At 56.7% G+C, this 17,763-nt stretch carries 21 protein-coding genes; 6 read left to right on the top strand and 15 right to left on the bottom strand.

Annotation, left to right across the window (positions count from 1 at the left end):
- The first annotated feature begins 22 nt into the window (after positions 1 to 22).
- Positions 23 to 982 carry a cysteine synthase A gene (gene cysK, locus ACVDG4_RS20940; RefSeq protein ID WP_447236539.1) on the top strand — a complete coding sequence of 320 codons (960 nt, stop codon included), beginning with the start codon at positions 23 to 25 and terminating at the stop codon, positions 980 to 982.
- 178 nt (positions 983 to 1,160) lie between these two features.
- Here cysK and rplT read toward each other — a convergent pair whose 3' ends face one another.
- Positions 1,161 to 1,520 (bottom strand): 50S ribosomal protein L20, encoded by a 360-nt coding sequence (rplT, locus tag ACVDG4_RS20945; RefSeq protein ID WP_133952557.1) that lies wholly within the window; start codon positions 1,518 to 1,520, stop codon positions 1,161 to 1,163.
- Positions 1,521 to 1,547: 27 nt separating this feature from the next.
- Positions 1,548 to 1,745 carry a 50S ribosomal protein L35 gene (gene rpmI / locus ACVDG4_RS20950; protein WP_023002610.1) on the bottom strand — a complete coding sequence of 66 codons (198 nt, stop codon included), beginning with the start codon at positions 1,743 to 1,745 and terminating at the stop codon, positions 1,548 to 1,550.
- A gap of 472 nt (positions 1,746 to 2,217) precedes the next feature.
- Here rpmI and ACVDG4_RS20955 point away from each other — a divergent pair, with 472 nt between their 5' ends.
- Positions 2,218 to 2,847: a hypothetical protein gene (locus tag ACVDG4_RS20955; protein ID WP_133952556.1), complete on the top strand. Its 630-nt coding sequence runs from the start codon at positions 2,218 to 2,220 to the stop codon at positions 2,845 to 2,847.
- Between the two features lie 241 nt (positions 2,848 to 3,088).
- On the opposite strand, the gene ACVDG4_RS20960 is transcribed toward ACVDG4_RS20955, so the two are convergent.
- Positions 3,089 to 3,574 (bottom strand): FMN-dependent NADH-azoreductase, encoded by a 486-nt coding sequence (locus ACVDG4_RS20960; RefSeq protein ID WP_447236540.1) that lies wholly within the window; start codon positions 3,572 to 3,574, stop codon positions 3,089 to 3,091.
- 98 nt (positions 3,575 to 3,672) lie between these two features.
- On the opposite strand from ACVDG4_RS20960, the gene ACVDG4_RS20965 reads away from it, so the two are divergent.
- Positions 3,673 to 4,578, top strand: coding sequence for a LysR family transcriptional regulator (locus ACVDG4_RS20965; protein WP_447236541.1), 906 nt, complete (start codon positions 3,673 to 3,675; stop codon positions 4,576 to 4,578).
- Positions 4,579 to 4,592: 14 nt separating this feature from the next.
- Here the strand turns inward: ACVDG4_RS20965 and ACVDG4_RS20970 are convergent, their stop codons facing one another.
- From ACVDG4_RS20970 to ACVDG4_RS20990, 5 genes are read right to left on the bottom strand one after another with little or no spacing between them, the layout of a single operon-like run.
- Positions 4,593 to 5,585 carry an MDR family oxidoreductase gene (locus ACVDG4_RS20970; protein WP_447236542.1) on the bottom strand — a complete coding sequence of 331 codons (993 nt, stop codon included), beginning with the start codon at positions 5,583 to 5,585 and terminating at the stop codon, positions 4,593 to 4,595.
- A 14-nt stretch (positions 5,586 to 5,599) separates the two neighbouring features.
- Positions 5,600 to 7,234, bottom strand: a complete 1,635-nt coding sequence (locus ACVDG4_RS20975) for an AMP-binding protein (protein ID WP_447236543.1) — start codon at positions 7,232 to 7,234, stop codon at positions 5,600 to 5,602.
- A 1-nt stretch (position 7,235) separates the two neighbouring features.
- Entirely contained in the window at positions 7,236 to 8,357 is a 1,122-nt protein-coding gene (locus tag ACVDG4_RS20980) for a dimethylsulfoniopropionate demethylase (protein WP_209180260.1), read from the bottom strand.
- A 12-nt stretch (positions 8,358 to 8,369) separates the two neighbouring features.
- Entirely contained in the window at positions 8,370 to 8,996 is a 627-nt protein-coding gene (locus ACVDG4_RS20985) for a DUF1326 domain-containing protein (RefSeq protein WP_209176307.1), read from the bottom strand.
- 11 nt (positions 8,997 to 9,007) lie between these two features.
- Positions 9,008 to 9,796: a DUF2182 domain-containing protein gene (locus ACVDG4_RS20990; RefSeq protein ID WP_306149341.1), complete on the bottom strand. Its 789-nt coding sequence runs from the start codon at positions 9,794 to 9,796 to the stop codon at positions 9,008 to 9,010.
- A 162-nt stretch (positions 9,797 to 9,958) separates the two neighbouring features.
- Here ACVDG4_RS20990 and ACVDG4_RS20995 point away from each other — a divergent pair, with 162 nt between their 5' ends.
- The 3 genes from ACVDG4_RS20995 to ACVDG4_RS21005 all read left to right on the top strand — a co-directional run bounded on the left by ACVDG4_RS20995 (position 9,959) and on the right by ACVDG4_RS21005 (position 12,218).
- Positions 9,959 to 10,696 (top strand): FadR/GntR family transcriptional regulator, encoded by a 738-nt coding sequence (locus ACVDG4_RS20995; protein ID WP_306149342.1) that lies wholly within the window; start codon positions 9,959 to 9,961, stop codon positions 10,694 to 10,696.
- 92 nt (positions 10,697 to 10,788) lie between these two features.
- Positions 10,789 to 11,754: an isopenicillin N synthase family dioxygenase gene (locus ACVDG4_RS21000; RefSeq protein WP_447236544.1), complete on the top strand. Its 966-nt coding sequence runs from the start codon at positions 10,789 to 10,791 to the stop codon at positions 11,752 to 11,754.
- A 95-nt stretch (positions 11,755 to 11,849) separates the two neighbouring features.
- Entirely contained in the window at positions 11,850 to 12,218 is a 369-nt protein-coding gene (locus ACVDG4_RS21005) for a thiol-disulfide oxidoreductase DCC family protein (RefSeq protein ID WP_447236545.1), read from the top strand.
- 7 nt (positions 12,219 to 12,225) lie between these two features.
- Here the strand turns inward: ACVDG4_RS21005 and ACVDG4_RS21010 are convergent, their stop codons facing one another.
- From ACVDG4_RS21010 to ACVDG4_RS21040, 7 genes are all read right to left on the bottom strand, one after another.
- Entirely contained in the window at positions 12,226 to 12,816 is a 591-nt protein-coding gene (locus tag ACVDG4_RS21010) for a glutathione peroxidase (protein WP_133952547.1), read from the bottom strand.
- A 93-nt stretch (positions 12,817 to 12,909) separates the two neighbouring features.
- Complete coding sequence (locus tag ACVDG4_RS21015) at positions 12,910 to 13,320, bottom strand: universal stress protein (protein ID WP_133952546.1); 411 nt, start codon at positions 13,318 to 13,320, stop codon at positions 12,910 to 12,912.
- 57 nt (positions 13,321 to 13,377) lie between these two features.
- Positions 13,378 to 14,412 carry an Ldh family oxidoreductase gene (locus tag ACVDG4_RS21020; protein ID WP_522731725.1) on the bottom strand — a complete coding sequence of 345 codons (1,035 nt, stop codon included), beginning with the start codon at positions 14,410 to 14,412 and terminating at the stop codon, positions 13,378 to 13,380.
- Positions 14,413 to 14,519: 107 nt separating this feature from the next.
- Complete coding sequence (locus ACVDG4_RS21025) at positions 14,520 to 15,701, bottom strand: UxaA family hydrolase (RefSeq protein WP_209176302.1); 1,182 nt, start codon at positions 15,699 to 15,701, stop codon at positions 14,520 to 14,522.
- Positions 15,702 to 15,714: 13 nt separating this feature from the next.
- A complete protein-coding gene (locus ACVDG4_RS21030) occupies positions 15,715 to 16,005 on the bottom strand; it encodes a UxaA family hydrolase (RefSeq protein WP_133952543.1) in 291 nt (96 codons plus the stop codon).
- A gap of 10 nt (positions 16,006 to 16,015) precedes the next feature.
- Positions 16,016 to 17,011 (bottom strand): zinc-dependent alcohol dehydrogenase, encoded by a 996-nt coding sequence (locus ACVDG4_RS21035; RefSeq protein WP_306149348.1) that lies wholly within the window; start codon positions 17,009 to 17,011, stop codon positions 16,016 to 16,018.
- The gene (locus ACVDG4_RS21040) at positions 17,008 to 17,760 is read right to left on the bottom strand and encodes an SDR family NAD(P)-dependent oxidoreductase (protein WP_447236546.1); all 753 of its coding nucleotides are present in this window, start codon (positions 17,758 to 17,760) and stop codon (positions 17,008 to 17,010) included. The genes ACVDG4_RS21035 and ACVDG4_RS21040 overlap by 4 nt, the downstream gene beginning before the upstream one ends.
- Positions 17,761 to 17,763 lie beyond the last annotated feature (3 nt).

Genomic DNA, 17,763 nt, shown 5'->3' on the forward strand with positions numbered 1-17,763 from the left:
TCGTTTTAGCTGGGAGACTTCCATGACAATCAAGACGCACGGACGCGGTAAGATCTACTCCTCGATCACGGACACCATCGGTGACACGCCGTTGGTTCGTTTGGATCGTCTGGCGGATGCTCATGGTGTCAAGGCAACTCTTCTCGGCAAGCTGGAGTTTTTCAATCCGATCGCCAGCGTCAAAGACCGTATTGGCGTTGCGATGATCGATGCCATGGAACGCGACGGCAAGATTGAAGCGGGCAAGACGACCCTTGTGGAGCCGACGTCCGGAAACACCGGGATCGCGCTCGCCTTTGTGGCGGCGGCCAAGGGATATCGCCTCATTCTCGTTATGCCGGAAACCATGTCGGTGGAACGCCGCAAGATGTTCAAGATCCTGGGTGCTGAGCTTGAATTGACGGAAGGGGCCAAGGGCATGAAGGGTGCAATTGCCCGGGCAGAGGAACTCTTGTCCGAGATCGATGGTGCTGTCATGCCGCAACAGTTCGAGAATCCGGCCAACCCGGAAATTCACCGCAACACCACGGCGGAAGAGATCTGGAACGACACCAGCGGTGCGGTTGATGTCTTTGTTTCCGGAATTGGAACCGGCGGCACCATCACCGGGGTTTCGCAGACCCTAAAGGAACGCAAGCCGGACCTTCATGTGGTGGCTGTCGAGCCGGAAGACAGCCCGATCCTCTCAGGAGGCCAGCCGGGTCCTCACAAGATCCAGGGCATTGGCGCGGGTTTTGTGCCAGGTGTGCTGGATACAGGTGTCTTCGATGAGATTGCCAAAGTGAGTAATGAGGGCGCCTTTGCCATGGCCCGCGAAGTCGCGAAAACCGAGGGCATTCCGGTCGGCATCTCTTCCGGCGCGGCACTCTCTGCAGCCATCAAGGTCGGTCAGCGGGATGATATGGCTGGCAAAACCATTGTTGTCATTATCCCCTCCTTTGCAGAACGCTATCTCTCAACTGCGCTTTTTGAAGGACTTTGAGCGTAGCGCCCCTTTAGCGTCATGTCCGGACGTGTTCCGAACATCCATAAGGTATCCGAAACCTGGCTCCTCGGCATTTTGCCGAGGATGACGCGGGAAGGAATGAGACTTTTCTTCAAAAGAAAAGCGCGGTCCCGAAAGACCGCGCTTTTTTTATTCCGTTTAAGTTCGTCAGAACTTAAGCAGCCAGGGCACCCTGAGCCTTGTCAACCAGTGCCTTGAAGGCATCCGGCTGGCTGATGGCGAGGTCGGACAGAACCTTGCGGTCGACTTCTACGCCAGCCTTGTTCAGGCCGTTGATGAAGTTGCCGTAGGTCATGCCGTGCTGGCGGGTTGCCGCGTTGATGCGCTGGATCCACAAAGAGCGGAAATTGCGCTTCTTGGCCTTACGGTCGCGATAAGCGTATTGACCCGCTTTCTCGACGGCCTGCTTGGCGACGCGGATGGTGTTCTTGCGGCGGCCGTAGTAACCTTTAGCAGCCTTCAAAACTTTTTTGTGACGAGCGTGGGCGGTAACGCCCCTTTTGACGCGTGACATCTAGGTGATCTCCTTAAAAGGCTGGCGTTAGGCGTATGGCAGAAACTGCTTCACGATCTTTGCATCCTGATCGCTCAGCGTGGTGGTGCCACGGGCGTTCCGGATGAATTTGTTCGTGCGCTTGATCATGCCATGGCGCTTGCCGGCCTGTGCGGTTTTCACCTTGCCGGTTGCAGTCACCTTGAAGCGCTTTTTAGCGCCGGACTTCGTCTTCAACTTGGGCATTTTGCATCCTTTCTTTGGTGTGCCTGCAAGCAGACACTTCATTGTTGGTGCATTCAGAGCCGACACGGCATGCCCTTGGTTGTTTTGAAAGGTCCTGCGCATGAACGCAAAAATCCAGTCCAAAACGAGCCGGACGACTCTGGACCGGGCGCTTATATGGGAGGTTTCTGGGAAAAGCAACCGGAAAGGGTTGCTGTTTTCGCAAGTCCGGCGAGGACTTTTTGTGCCAACGCAGTCACGTACCTTAGCCACAACTTTTCACAGAAAGAGACTAGCGATAGCCAAATCGGAGAGAAGAACTCTACACATAGTTGAAAAGAACGAGTGTTCAGATATTTCGTAACATTGTAATTAATATCAATATTATAATATTTATTCTTCTATAAGTTGTTTATATTGGCGGAAAAATCTATCATAGATAGTGTTTAATTGTATTTTGTACGCATGTTGATCAAATTGGTGATTCATAGATATGCCGCAACCAACACTTGCCTTTAAATCACTCCGAAATCCAAACATCTGTGACAAACGAAAACTGATTTTTGTCCATAACCCAAAGGCCGCAGGGAAAAGTTTTCGAAAGTGGTTAGGGTTTGAGGGGCGAATAAATCATGGGTTTCCGAGTTATGACACACCGGTCAATCTTTGGGACGAATACACAGTAATTGTATGCGTCCGTGAACCGATAAAACGTGCATTGTCACTCTATAAATTTATGACTCATGAATCATATCAAGGAACAATGTTAAAGGCGTTCCCCGACATCCATTCCTATGATCCGCTAACTTTTTTCACCACGATATTGGCCCGTCAGCGACTGTTTCTAGCCAAGCAATACAAATACACTCATCATTTTGGATCGAACAAAGAGCCAGACTATGTTTTGCGAGTTGAAGATCTGGATGTTAGCGAGATCGCCGAGCGTTTCGGCATTTCCAACCCCTTCCCATGGGAAAATTCGGGCAAGAACTCAGAGCCAGTTGAGCTTGGAGAAGATCTGTACTGGTATTTAGTGAACCATTTTAAGGCTGATTATTTCTTCTTTGGGTATCGGCCGAAACCGTATGACGAGTTCATGGACACTCAAAAACTTGCCGCCTGAGGTTAATGGGTTGGGCATTAGCAGTTGAAAGTTTGCTCGTCTTCCTGCGACTTTCCAGCAAAAATGTAATTGCTGCGAAGAGTTGTTAAAGACTTGGGACCAGCTTGGGTTTTAGACAATACCGTGCATGGTATCCTGGCGCTGTTTTATCGCTCTTCGACATCGCCAGGAGTGCTTGTTGCTGTGCCTTGGACATTTATGCACTCGACATCTTCAGATCTCAGAAATGCCAGCAGGAGTGTTAGATGGGGCTGAACGAAGTTCGCAACTCAGAACGGTTCAGTAGAGTGGTAGCCTTCCGCGCCGTATGTGCGACAACAATCGCACGTCTTGCTTTCACCAATCCCTGGAATCCGTTTTCGTCCATGGCAAATGTGTGTCCAATGCGGCAGATCTGGTCCACCCAAGCCTTGAGGGCTTCCGGAATGGTGAAGTTGTATATCGGAACCGCAAGCAACAGCGTATCCGATGCTTGAATTTCGGCGATCAGCTTATCAGACAAGGCTGTCGCCGCTTTTTGGTCTCCCGACAGATTTTCTTGAGGAGCATAGAACCCTTCTATGGTTGATTGGGCGATGAAAGGAATGGAACCATCTGCGACATTTCTTGTGATGACAGTGCAGGCCGGATGTTTTGCGCGAAAACCGGCTTCAAATGCATCTGCTATCGCGGCTGAATGAGAACCGGTTAAGCGTGAACTGGAGTTGATGCGGAGCAATTGTGTCATGACTTTGCCTCCTTCTTGTCTGGCAAAGGAGACTTAATTTCATGCGCGAACTCGAAAAATAGGTCGCTGATCACTGAAGTCGTGCGTATTGTGCATGAATGGATCTTGCAGCCCTTAAAACCGCATTGCTCGTTCGGGACCTAGGAAGTTTTGCAGCCGCCGCACGGATCTTGGATCTCGACGCCTCCAGCGTTTCTCGTGTCATTGCCCAGCTGGAACAGGATATTGGATTCCGTTTGTTCCAGCGCAGCACCCGCAGTCTCGCGGCAACAGGTGAGGGTGAACTCTACCTCAATCGAATCGCGCCACTGGTTGAAGAGTTGGAGGCAGCAGGCGATGAAGCTCGGACAACCGCTGTGTCGCCACGTGGCACTTTGCGAATGACAGCAAGTATTTCGTTCGTACAAGAGTGCCTGGTGCCGGTTCTCCCGGAGTTTCGGGACAGATTTCCTGATATTGAGATCGAACTCCTGGCTTCTGACGCCAATCTGGATCTTCGTGCCGACAGTATTGATCTGGCCGTCCGGTTCGGATCCATGCCTAAGGGCGACTGGATTGTCAGCAAGTTGATGACGACACGCTACCGGGTCGTTGCGTCTCCGGAATACCTGGAACGTAAGGGGCGCGTTGATGATCCAAACGATCTCTCCGACCGGGATTGTATTCGGTTCGCTATTCCCGGTTTCCGCACGTTGTGGCAATTCAAAAAAGGCAACGATGAGCCGTTCAATGTGCCGGTTGGCGGTGCAACGGTGATCTCAAATGCCTTGTCGATTCGGTCTGCAGCACGTCTTGGAATGGGGGTCGCGCTGTTGCCGATCATGCTCGTTGAGAGAGATTTGAAGCGGGGGAGCCTAATCGATCTCTTTCCGGACTATGCCTGTGCGGCGGCATCCTTTGAGACAGCGGCCTGGTTGGTTTACCCGAGCCGCTCGTACCTGCCGCAAAAAGTTCGGGCGATGATCGACTTTCTAAGGGAGAAATATGGGCGGCCAGAAATCTAGCCGCCCGATGTCTCTTATGCGTTCAAGTCGACGACAACACGGCCTTTGACCTGGCCTTTCAGGATGTCCTTGCCGAGGCCCGGTAGGTCTTCAAGGGTCGCCGGGTGGATCATTCCGTGCAGCTTGTCGAGCGGCAGGTCCTTGGCGATCCGCTGCCACGCGCGGACACGGTCGTCATAAGGACGCATGACGCTGTCGATGCCGAGGAGGTTTACACCGCGCAGGATGAACGGGATGACGCTGGCTGGAAGGTTTGCCCCACCGGCAAGACCTATGGTGGCGACCGAGCAGCCGTATTTCATCTGTCCCAGGATGCGGGCGAGCATTTCACCGCCAACGGCATCAATCGCGCCGGCCCAGACCTCTTTCTCCAGTGGACGCTTGATGGTTTCGGCAACATCATCCCGCGGAACGATGGCACTGGCGCCGAGGGATTTCAGGTAGTCCCAGGTGCTTTCGCGGCCGGTAACGGCATGCACTTCATAGCCAAGGTTGGCCAAGATCGCGACCGCGACAGAGCCGACACCGCCCGCAGCACCCGTGACCAGAACCGGACCGTTTTCCGGCTTCAAACCATAGTCTTCCAGTGCCATGACGGCAAGCATCGCGGTGAAACCGGCTGTGCCGACCGCCATTGCATCGCGGGTGGTGAGGCCATCCGGCAATGGCACCAGCCATTCGCCCTTGACGCTGGCCTTTTGGGCATAGCCGCCCCACCAAACTTCTCCGACGCGCCAGCCGGTCAAAACGACCTTGTCGCCTGGCTTGTACCATTCGTCAGAGGATTCTTCGACGGTGCCGGCAAAATCGATGCCCGGGACATGCGGATAGTCCTTGACCAGACCGCCGCCCGGTCCAACACAAAGGCCGTCCTTGTAGTTCAGGGTCGAGTACTCAACCGCAACCGTGACATTGCCGTCCGGCAGTTGGTTCTCGTCGATTTCCTTGACGGCGGCGCTGGTTTTGCCGTCTTCGTTCTTGTCGACAACAAGTGCTTTGAAAGTCATGTGAAATATCCCTGTTATGCGGTTTCACTTGAGAGTGTCCGGGCCTCTTGCCGCAGGACAAATTTCTGGATTTTGCCGGTGGCCGTTTTCGGCAACTCCGTAAAGATGATTTTCTTGGGCCGCTTGAACCCGGCCATGTTCTCCCGGCAAAAGGCGATCAGGCTGTCTTCGGTTGCCGGGCTACCTTCTTTGAGCTCGACAAAGGCGCAAGGGACTTCGCCCCATTTCTCGTCGGGCAAGGCGACAACAGCCGCAAGGACCACATCCGGATGGCGGTGCAGTACTCCTTCGACCTCGACGGACGAGATGTTTTCGCCCCCTGAAATGATGACATCCTTCAGTCGGTCACGGATCTGCACATAGCCGTTTTCGTGCCGTACGGCGGCGTCGCCGGACTTGAAATGACCGCCGGAAAAGGCCTCATCCGTCGCGTCCCGGTTCTTGTAGTAGCCTTTCATGACCGTGTTGCCGCGAATGACGATCTCGCCCTGCGTTTCCCCATCCCATGGCACCGGTTCGCCGGTCTCGCGATCAATGACATCAACGCTCTCGGTCATTGGGAAGCCAACGCCTTGCCAGGACTGAAGCTCGGCCTGTTCGTCGGAGGAAAGGTCGTCCCATTCCTCCCGCCACAGGCATTGGGCGACATGACCATAGGTCTCGGTAAGGCCATAGACCTGCATCACTTCAAAACCGAGCGCCTTGGTGGCGGCCAGAACCGCTGCTGGCGGCGGAGCGCCGGCGGTCATGATTTTCACTGGGCCAGGCAGGGGTTTCCGGTCTGCCTCTGGTGTGTTGACCAGCATGGAGAGCACAATGGGCGCACCGCCCAAATGGCTCACTTGGTGCTTGGCGATCAGGTCGAAGACGGCAGCGCCAGTCACCTGCCGGATGCAAATGATCGTGCCGGCCATCAAAGTCATGGTCCAGGCATGGCACCAGCCGTTACAGTGGAACATGGGCACGGAATAGAGATAGACCGGATGGCGCGGTAGCTCCCATGCGATTGGCGTCCCCATCGCCATGAGATAAGCGCCGCGATGGTGGTAGACGACGCCTTTCGGTCGGCCTGACGTGCCGGACGTGTAGTTCAGCGCCAGCGCTTGCCATTCATCGGCCGGACCTTGCCAGGGAAACGCCGGATCGCCCCTTTGGACCAGATCTTCGAATACCTCGTCGCCGATCAACGCGCCGCCGGGGCCGTCCGGGTCGGCAATGTTGATGATCGGCAGAGCCTTGCCGTTTATGTCGAACGCTTGAGAGATCACGCCGGAAAAGGCGGTGTCCGCGATCACCAGTTTGGCATCGCTGTGCTCAAGGATATAGGCGACTGTTTCCGGTTCGAGGCGGGTGTTGATCGTGTTCAGCACCGCGCCGGTCAACGGGACTGCATAGTGGAGCTCAAACAGCTCGGGTGTGTTCGCCGCCATCACAGAGACTGTGTCGCCAAGCCCGATGCCGCGCTGCTTTAAGCTCGAAGCGATCCGGCGTACCCGCTCCAGAACATCGTACCAAGTGTAGTGGCGGTCGTTGTATACAACAGCCAGCCGATCCGGGAACAATGCTGCTGTCCGCGCCAGAAAAGAAAGCGGTGATAGCGGAACGTGGTTGGCGGTTTGCGGCGGTGGGGCCTCGTAATGGTCTCTCACTCTAGCCCCCCTGGTTGCAGAACGGGGTTTCCCAAACGGTCGCGCTGCGCATACCGTGCGGCGTGTCGACCTGAACCTTCGTGCCGTCGTCCCAATGGGTCATGCGGACCATGCCGATCGCGACATTGGTTCTGAAATCCGGAGAGTAGGCGGCCGAACTGATTGTTCCAACCTGCCGGCCACCACCGATGATGGGCCATAACTCGTTACAAGGCGGTACGGGATCGCCATCAATCGCCACACTGCGGATCTGGCGGACAGGTCCTTCGACCGCAACACGGAGCAGCGCGTCCCGGCCGACACAGCCGATCGCTTGCTGTGTCTGACAGAACTTTCCAAGTCCACATTCGTGCGGCGTGTTGTTGCGGGTCATGTCGTTGCCGTAGGACAGAAGTTGCCCCTCGATCCGCTCGATCAGGTTGGGGCACCCGGCCCGGACATCCATGTCCGCTCCCGCTTCCATGAAGGCATCCCAGACGGGTTCGCCCCATTTGCTGCCATCGACATAGAGCTCAAACCCGCCCTGCTTTGAGTAGCCGGAACGCGCCAGCACCATGCGCTGCCCCTCAAACTCCACATAGTCATAGTGAAAGAACCGTATGGATCGGATGCGTTCTCCGAAGACCCGGGCGACAAGGTCCTCAGCTTTGGGGCCCTGAATGGCAAAAGGCGAAACGTCCGGCTCATCAACATCGACTTCCAGGCGGAACGCGTGCGCAAGCCCCTTGATCCAGAACAGAAGATCACTGTCGGCAACTGAAACCCAGTATTTGTCTTCAGCAAGTTTCGTTGTGACCGGATCGTTCAGCATTCCCCCGGTCTCATCGACCATCGGCGTGTAGTAGCACCGGTTGAGTGCCATGTCCGACAGGTCCCGCGGTGTCAGCATTTGCGCCAGACGCCCGGCGTCCGGGCCCCAGAGTTCGACCTGGCGTTCGCAGGACACGTCCCAGATCTGAACTTTTGATTTCAGATGCTTATAGTCCTCTTCCACCGACTCAAAGACAGTCGGAAGAAGCATATGGTTGTAGACGGTGTAGGCTTTAACACCGGCTTCCTGGACACGGCGCGAAAACGGTGTCTTGCGCGTGCGCCGGGAGATGGACAGAGACGGGACCTGCATGCCGGGTCCTCCCTATGCGGCCTGTTCGACGGCTGGGCCGGACCAGTCGATCTGACAGATTTCGGCGCTGCGGCCGTCAAAGTCCCAAACACGGCCATAGGCACGGACACGGCCCTGAGTGGCGGTTGCGACCGTGATGTCCGAGCCCATCCAGTACTCGGTGTTTGTGACCACGATATCCTGGTCCGGATCAGATCCGCCAACCGGAACGACTTCGCCCTTGATTGCCTTGCCAACAATCAGGCGGCGCTTCTTGCCTTCGTTTTCGTAAGTCACGGGCGCGCGTTCAGCGCCGAGGAATTCGCTCACCAGGACCTTGAAGAGACCTGTTGTGCCCTTGGCCTGACCGGAGAAGATCTTCAAAAGGCCATCATAGGCGGCTTCCGAAGCGCGTTCGTCGATATAGGCAGCGGCTTTCCAATTCCCGCGGGCCATCAGACCAGGGATTTCGAGGACAAGGCCGACATTCAAACCGGACAGATCTTCGCCCATATAATGACCTTCATCGATCCGGACACCAGCCCAGGCCTGGCAGTAGCCCTCTGTCGGCGCGTGTTTTCCAAGCGAAACGACGCACGGGCAGAAAACGGTGCAATTGCAGTTGAGGATCAATTCCCCTCGGATGGCCCATCCAGTCATTCTTGTCTCCGTTATAGATGTTTTATGAGTTCGATAATGAGGATCGCAGATGCAGATCCCAGAAGTGCAAAACCGACAGGCACGGTCAGGTAACGTCCGAGCTGTGGGAGTTTTTCAAAAGTCATCAGCACCATTGCGAGGCCCATGAAGGCGAGGTTCATGGTGCCGGCAACAAAGGCCAACAGCATGAGGGCCCAGCAACAGCCGAGGCAGATCGCGCCAAGGTGCAATCCCATCCGGAAAGCGCCCGAAGGCCCATCTTGCCATTTGCCCATAAAGAACATCAGCGGGCTCTGGCATTGGTTGAGACAGGCTTCTTTCAGTCGGCTGAACTGGTACGCTCCGGCAAGCGCCAAAAGGCCCGCGGTCAAATAGACTTCGGAACTGCGGCCGAAGGGGTCCAGCCAGCCTTGTGTGTCCAGCGCAGCCTGCAGAAGAGCTGCGGGAACCGAAAAGCCGATCCAGACGAGCAGGTAGCCGGCAAGCAGCGCTGAGAAACCGGTGATTGTGGCGCCTTGCGTATGGGTGAGGTCGAGATAGGTTTTCAGTGCGGGCGCAACGGTTGGCGCCATCATTGCAAGGGACATCAAGCCCCACATTGCGATCAATCCGGCAAGGCTTGTGTCTGCGGCCGGACGGCAGAGAGATGCCAGGTAATCCAGGCCAAGCGCTTGCCAGCCCGCGGGCAGATCGAGATCCGGTTGCATCAGGAAAAGAGCTGCCCACGCGCCAAGAACCGCGACAAAAAACGCGATCCAGGCGGCTTGGCGCCGGTCAACTAATTGAAGGGCGATCTGCACCCAATGTCCTCCCATATCGTTGAGAAAAGGCTGAGCGCATCTGTTGAAAAAGTCAAATAATTAATTGTCTGACATTTAAAATATTTGCATTGACCCTGTTCCAGAGCCGGGCCTAGTCTTGTAGAGAGGCACCGTGGACGGGTGCGTGCAAAGGAGACACCATTGGCAATCGAGTATCAGGCGATCCGCAAGGAGGGTTTGTCGACCCAGATTGCCAATGCGATCCGTAAGGCCATTCTCGATGGCGCGTTGAGCGTAGAAGAGCGTTTGCCGAGTGAAACAGAGCTCGCTGATCGGTTCGGAGTGTCCAGGGCAACCGTACGCGAAGCGATGAAGCGGCTTGCGGCCCAGAACCTCATTCGCTCAGAAAGGGGTGCGTCCGGCGGTGCATTCGTCAATCGCATCACGTTTGATGAAGCTCGCGGCGATCTGGTGGGCACGACCCGGCTTCTCATCGGCATGAACAACATCCCGTTCGAAGATGCCATCGAAGCCCGTTACCTTCTGGAGTCTTCTTGTCTGGCACTCGCTTGCGAAAACCGCAGCGAAGAGGATCTGACCGCAATGGCTCGGGAGATCAGCCTTCAAAGCGGGGATCTGTCGGACGAAGACTTCTGCGATTCAGATGTCCGGTTTCACTCGGTCATTGCCAAGGCAACCGGAAACCCGTTGCTGATGTTTCAGGTCTCGGGCGCAATCGAGGCTATGCAGCCCTTGATGAACATGCTGGTTTACCGGCTTCGAGATAAAAAGCACATTGCCGGCCTTCATAACCGCCTTCGCGACGCGCTGGGCAATCGTGATAGTGTGGCGGCGCAGACGGTTTTGGAAGAAATCGCTGCCTATACCCGGCAACTGGCGGAGTTGCGGCGCGCTCCAAAGGAAGAGCCGGCAAACTGACCGGAATGCCCTTGACGACCATTGAGCCAGAGTTGGAAGTTCAGGGAACGGGGTGTGCCGCCGGCATGCCGATTTCCTGAAAGGACTTCCTCTTGGACAATGCGCATATTCCAATCATCGACCTGGGCGGTTTGGTGGACAGTGCGCCCGGCGGGCTTGAGCAAGCCGCACGAGAGATCGGCCAGGCGGCACGGGAGACCGGGTTCTTCTATGTAAAGAACCATGGCATTGATGCGGACCTGATTGCCGGGATCAATGCGGCTGCCCACGCCGTGTTTGCTTTGCCTGACGCCGATAAACTGGCGCTGACGAAGGACTTCCAAAAGACCAACCGCGGCTATGTTCCGATGGAAGGCGAAAACCTTGATCCATCCAAACCGGCGGATCTGAAGGAAGCTTTTAATGTCGGCCTAGAATTCGCGCCCGATGACCCCCGTATTTTGGCCGGAGAGCCGTTCCGGGCACTAAACCAATGGCCGGATTTGCCCGACTGGCGGGACACTGTTCTCGATTACTTCAATGTTGTTTGGGGGCTTGGCCGGACGATCCATCAGGCCATCGCGCTTGATCTGAAGGCAGCACCTGATTTTTTCGAAGACAAGCTAGACGCGCCAATGGCTACCCTGCGCCTGCTTCACTATCCGCCGCAGCCTACTGATGCTGCGGCCGGTCAAATTGGGGCCGGGACCCATACGGACTATGGCAACATCACCATTTTGCTCCCCGACGAGGTTGGCGGACTGGAGGTCCGGCGCCGGGACGGTGAATGGCTCCAAGCCCCGACAATCGACGGCACATTCATCTGCAATATTGGCGATTGCCTAATGCGCTGGACCAACGATGTCTATGTCTCTACGCCGCATCGCGTCGTGAACAGCAGTGGCCGCGAGCGGTATTCGATCGCGTTTTTTCTGGACCCGAACCCGGATGCCGAAGTCTCCTGTCTTCCAGGGTGCGTGAGCGACGACAGGCCGCCCCGATATGCGCCGATCTCCGGGGCTGATTATCTCTGGTCTCGTCTGGATGCGACTTACGAACACACAAAAAAGGGCAGCTGAGACGAATCCGCACAGGTGGCTGTGTCCTGTGCTCATCCCAATCCATCCCGTTTTTCCGCTCGTAAAAAGATCATCCAGAAACAAGGAGTGGTTTGGTGATCTCGGTCTATTACGACGGCAAATGCGGCTTGTGTTCGAAGGAAATCAATTTCTTCAAGCGGCGGACCCCGAAGCACCCAATCTTGTGGCACGACATCGCCAACGATCCTGCGCAGCTGGAAGGCACGGGCGTTTCCCAGGCAGAAGCTCTGATGTACATGCATGTTCGAGACGCAGAGGGAGTGATGCGGACCGAAGTTGACGCCTTTATCGCACTTTGGCGTCAATTTTCGGGATGGTCATTGCTAAGCCGGTTCGTCTCTCTTCCCGGGATATACCAACTTGCAGGCGTTCTTTATCGCATGTTTGCAAAGGTCCGCTTCAACCGGTACCCGCATTGTCAGGCGAGTTTGGAAAAAGCGTGACCGTCCATTAGGAACTTTGATCAGCCGGCAGTTGGTCGAGATGTTTCTCGATTTCGGCCACGACGGCCTTGGAGGTCGGTTTTGCCGGAGTTCCAAACCAGGAAACCAAGGACCCGTCCGGCCCAACAAGGTATTTGTGGAAGTTCCAGTTTGGCCGCGCGAGCGAGCCGAGCTCCTCAACAGCCCATTGATAGAATGGGTGGGCGGTGTCCCCACGCACGGACGTCTTCGCAGTCATCTGGAAGGTTGCCCCGTATTTCGCTTCGCAATAGGCGGCAATTTCGCCGTCCTTGCGCGGTTCCTGACCGCCAAAGTCGTTCGATGGCACGCCGAGCACGACAAGGCCTTGATCAGCGTATCTCTCGTGCAGCTCTTGAAGTCCGGACAACTGGCCACTGAAACCGCAGGCCGTTGCCGTGTTGACCACAAGGACCACCTTTCCCTCGTATTCCTTCATCGGCAGGGATAGTCCGTTTGCGAGCTCAAAGCTGAAATCATGGGCGCTGCCCGTCTGTGTCGCAGGATCAGCCGCGACAGCGTGGCCGGTTGCAGCAAGGATACCGGAAATGACAACAGCGGCAGGGGCGAAACGCGGCATTACAGATCTCCGAAGCAATTTGCTTTTGTTGCTTACGGAGGTGAGCGTTTAACAGTTCACTGTTCAGCGTGCCGGGCGGATGTAGCGGGCGCCTTAATCGCGAACCACAAAGACAGAACATCCGGCCCGACGAACCACGCGCGATGCGGTTGATCCGAGGAAATAGTCCTGAGCTGTCGGGTGATGCGATCCGACGATGACGAGATCGACATCGTTTTCCTCGGCAAAGGCTGCAATCTGCACCCCCGGCTTCCCGCTCACGACCTTGCACTGGATGCTGTCATCGCCGCCGGTTGCCTCGCGCAGCTTGTTTTCGACCTTGGTTGTCAGATGATTGTCGACCTTCATAGTCACGAATTCAGAAACGAACCCCGGAATATTCTCAAGGACGGTCAAAAGCGTGATTTGCCCGCCGTCCGCCAAAAGATGGCGGGCGTTTTCCAGCTTTCGGGCGATCAATGTCTCATGATCAAGAGCGACCGGTATCAGGACATGCTTGTACATCGGATCGAAATCCTCCCTTTCTGAAGCTTTTGCAGCCGTGCCTGACTTCGCCACTGGTCAGGGCCAGGCATGACCTTCTGCAAGCTTTCGGACCGCATCGACATAGCGGGCCGGTACATCAATGCCTTCCGTTCTGGCCTTGGCGATGGCGGCAGCGCGGCGGCTGCCGGGCAAGCGTGCGCCCTCCATGGTTTCGATCAAGCCGAGCAGAGCGTCGATGCGGGCAGCGAAATGTTCTGTATCCATCGGCTTCATGGCGATCAGGAACTGACCAACTCCGGGAGGTGGTCCGTCGGCGGAGAAGAACGAGGAGGCTTCGGTGCTTTTCGAAGCGCCAGTCATGACCGAAGCCAGGATCTCTATCATCAGGGCCAGCGCTGTACCCTTGGCTTCGCCAATTGGCAGCATTGTGCCTTCGAGCGCAGCTTCGGCACTTGTGGTTGGGTTGCCATCCTTGTCGAGTGCCCAGCCCTCCGGAATGTCTTTTCCGGCTTTGCGCGCATTCATCACCTTGCCGCGGGCTACCCGTGACAAGGACAAGTCCACAACAAGCGGATCCTTGCCCGGCCGTGGGGCGGCAAAGGCGATTGGGTTTGTTCCGAAAACGGGATCCTTGGCTCCGAACGGCGCCATTGCCGCCGGTGCGTTAGCCACCATGATTGCCATCAACCCCTGTTTGGCGAGTTTTTCAACCTGAACCGAGAGCGCCCCGCAATGATGGGACCGCGTAATGCCCATGGTTGCGCAGCCATGTTCCAGCGCCACCTCGGAGCCTCTTTCAATAACAGCGTCCAGTGCGGGATAGGCAAATCCGAAACCGGCATCTGCGAGGAGGCTGCTTGTTCCCTTTTGAGAAATAACAACGTCTGCAGAGGCAGCGATTTTCCCGGATTGAACCTGCGCCGCATAGTCCTCGACGCGGGAGAACCCGTGCCCGACTTGACCTTCTGCTTCTGCGGCGACAAGCGCATTCGCAACGGACTGCGCGGCTATGTCAGGCACACCCACGGCCAGGAAGGCGGACTTGATCAAAAGTTCTGCATTGCAAAGACTGAGGCGTTCGGTCGCTTCCATCGGTGTGTGTGCTTTCAAAAGACAACAGATCGCCGACACTTATTTCAATTTTTAGGGCTTGGCGATGCCCTAGCCGCATGGCCGAGAATCTGGTGGCTGGTTTCCAGCCACCAGACCAGTCGGATTTAAGCGCTGCGGTAGAGTTTGGTCATGGAGAATTCCCGGTGACCCAGCGCTTCGGCAGCCGTGTTCCGGCCATTGGCGGTGCGGCAGATCATTTCAATCAACGCATCGCCGGCTTCATCGATGGTCATTTCCCGGCGCAAAATGCCGGAGACATCAACGTCCACGTGTTCACTCATGGTGCGAACCGTGCGCGGATTGGCGGTGATCTTGATCACCGGCACGATCGGGTTGCCGACCACATTGCCCTGCCCGGTCGGGAAGGTGTGGATCACGGCTCCGCCCGCGGCCATCAGCGTCACGCATTCTGCAGCGGCAGAAGATGAGTCCATGAAGTAGAGCCCATTGCCCGACTTCGGCGCTTCTGCAGGGTCGAGAATGTCGATGTACTGCGATGTGCGCCCGATTTTTTCCAGGTTCCCGAGGGCTTTTTCCTCGATGGTGGTCAGGCCACCTTCGATATTGCCTTTGGTCGGCTGGCTGTCGGAAAGGTCGTCCGTCTGGTGCGCGAAGATGACGTCATCCTGATAGGCCTTCCACATCTTGTACCAGCGCTCACCAACTTCCTCGTTGATCGCACGCTTTTGGCAGATGTGTTCCGCACCGGTGATTTCCGATGTTTCACCGAAGAAGCCGGTGATGCCTTCCGGCAGCAATTTGTCGTACATGTTGCCGACGGTCGGGCAGGAGCCGAGACCGGTGGTGGTGTCGCTCTCGCCGCATTTGGTAGAGACCCAGAGCTCGGAGATGGAGCACTCTTCGCGCTGATATTCCGACGTCTTGTGAACGAAGTCCTTGGCAGCCCAGGAGGCACGGCGAATGGTTTCGAAGTCACCGTTCTGTTCAATGGAGAACTCGGCGACCGGTTTGCCGGTTTCGCGGATCCCGTCGGCGATGCGCTTGGTCCAGCCCGGCTCGATGCCGATGACCACAACGGCAGCGACGTTCGGGTTGGCGCCAGTGCCGATCATGGTCCGGAAGTGCAGTTCCAGATCTTCACCGAATTGCAGACGGCCATAAGCATGCGGGATGGCCAGCGTGCCCTTGACGTTGTTGGCAACGGCTTCACAAGCAGCGTTGGAGATGTCGTCGACGGGCAGAATGACAACGTGGTTGCGGACCCCGACCCGGCCGTTTTCGCGCCGGTAAGCCTTCACCGTCATGTTCGAGTATTTGGTAGACATTTCGGGCGGCTCCTTACCAGCGCTTGGTTTTGCAATTGTGGGTGTGGACGTGGGCGCCCTTTGGGATGTCGGCAATGATCTTGCCGATGTCTTCGCCGTATTTGATGGCGGTGTCGCCGTTGTTGAGATCTTTCAGCGCGATCTTGTGGCCAATCGGCACGTCCGCGCCGGCGGTCAGGCGGAAAGTGGAATTGTCATGGGTGACACAGCACAGCATGTCGGTGCCGGCCGTCAGCCCTTCCACAACCACCACACCGACGTTGTCGGCATGTTCGTGGACGAGAAGATGGGGAATTTCAGACATAATTGTCTCCTCAATTATCGGGTGTGAGTAGTATTTTGGGAACAGCGACCGCGCCTTGGCGCAGGTCGGTGAAAGCTCTGAGACCGTCGGACAACGGCCGGATTTCGGTCCAGTCGAGTGCGCCCAACCGACCATCGAACATGGCTTTGGTGGTCTCGCGGAAGTCTTCAGCGGTGTATGTGTAGGTGCCAATGAAGGTGATTTCCTGCAGCGTCATCCGCCGGATATCGAGACCGCCGTCAGACGACCCAAGCCCGATGTGACTGATAACCCCGCCTGGCTTGGCCAGTTTGGTTGCCGTTGCCCGTGTTGCGGCATACCCGACGCCGTCGACGATCAGGTCATACTGCCCGCTCGTCTCAGCTTGATCCGGGGTCAAAACCTCAATTCCGCAGGATGACTTGAGAAACTGAGCCCGCTCAGCATTGGGTTCGATCAGGCGGACTTGAGTGATGCCCTGCGCCTTCAAGGAAAGCGCGGCCCCAAGACCAATAGCGCCGCCGCCAATCACCAGCGCTTTTGCCTCTGACGGATCTGATATCAAGGCCCGTTTCGCGAGACGTACAGCATGCCAGCCGCAGGCAATGGGTTCGGCCAGTGCCGCTTGGGAATCCGTGATGTTGTCTGGCACCACGACAAGATTGCCTTCCGGCATTGCGAGGTAATCCGCAAACCCACCTTCGCGAGGCGGCATGGAGATGATCTGCCTTTCCGGGCAAAGATTGTCCCGGCCAGACCGGCAGGCTTCACAAATCCCACAAGTGACCAGCGGGTTGACGGTCACCCTTTTTCCTTCAAGTGGGCCCGATACAACGGTTCCGGCAACTTCATGTCCAAGAATGAGCGGTGCCGGGCGGCGTTCATCATGACCAAGGAAGGCATGCATGTCGGAGCCACAGATGCCGGTGTGGGCCACCTTGATAAGCGCATCGCCTGCTGACGGCGCCGGATCAGCAACATCCCGGTAAGCCTGCGTTTCTGGGCCTGTGTAGACAAGGGCTTTCATTTTGCGGTGAAACCCCCGTCGACCATCAGGACTTGGCCTGTGACATAGCGGGACGCATCTGAGCACAGAAAGAGAATTGGGCCGTCGATGTCGTCGAGCGCTCCGTTGCGGCCGATGCAGGTCTGGGCAGCATTGCGCCGCGCCCGTTCTTCGTCGCCAAAAACGGCCGCCGTCAGCTCTGTCGGGAAGAAACCGGGGCCAATTGCGTTTGCCGTGATGCCGTCTTTCGACCAGGCCTCGGCCATGGCCCGGGTCAATTGGCCAATGCCGCCCTTGGAGGCTCCGTAAGCAATACCGCCCGGGAACGCCCGTGTTGTCTGAAGCGAGGCAAAATTGACGATCCGGCCCCAGCCTTTCTCCTTCATGGCAGGCGCAAAGGCCTTGCTGAGGAAGAACGGCACCGTCAGATTGAGCATGATGGTGATGTCCCAACCGGCATCCGTCACATCATCTGCGGCTTCGCGGGTGTTGATCCCGGCCGCATGTACCAGAATTTGAGGTGGGCCGAAGGGTTCCGCGATACTCTCTACAATGCCGGCAAGGCGCTCGCGATCACTCAAATCGGCCGCGACTGCTGCGGTCGAGCCGCCGGCCTCCCGCCGCCACTCCTCGAGATCGTCGGCGCGCCGGGCAACGCCAACCACGGACGCGCCCGCCTGAGCAAGCACCGTGGCAGCGCGCCGGCCGAGACCTGAACTGGCCCCGGTGACGCAAGCAACTTTTCCGGATACGTCAAACAGACCGGACATGGC

It is taken from the genome of Roseibium sp. MB-4 (assembly GCF_053005265.1).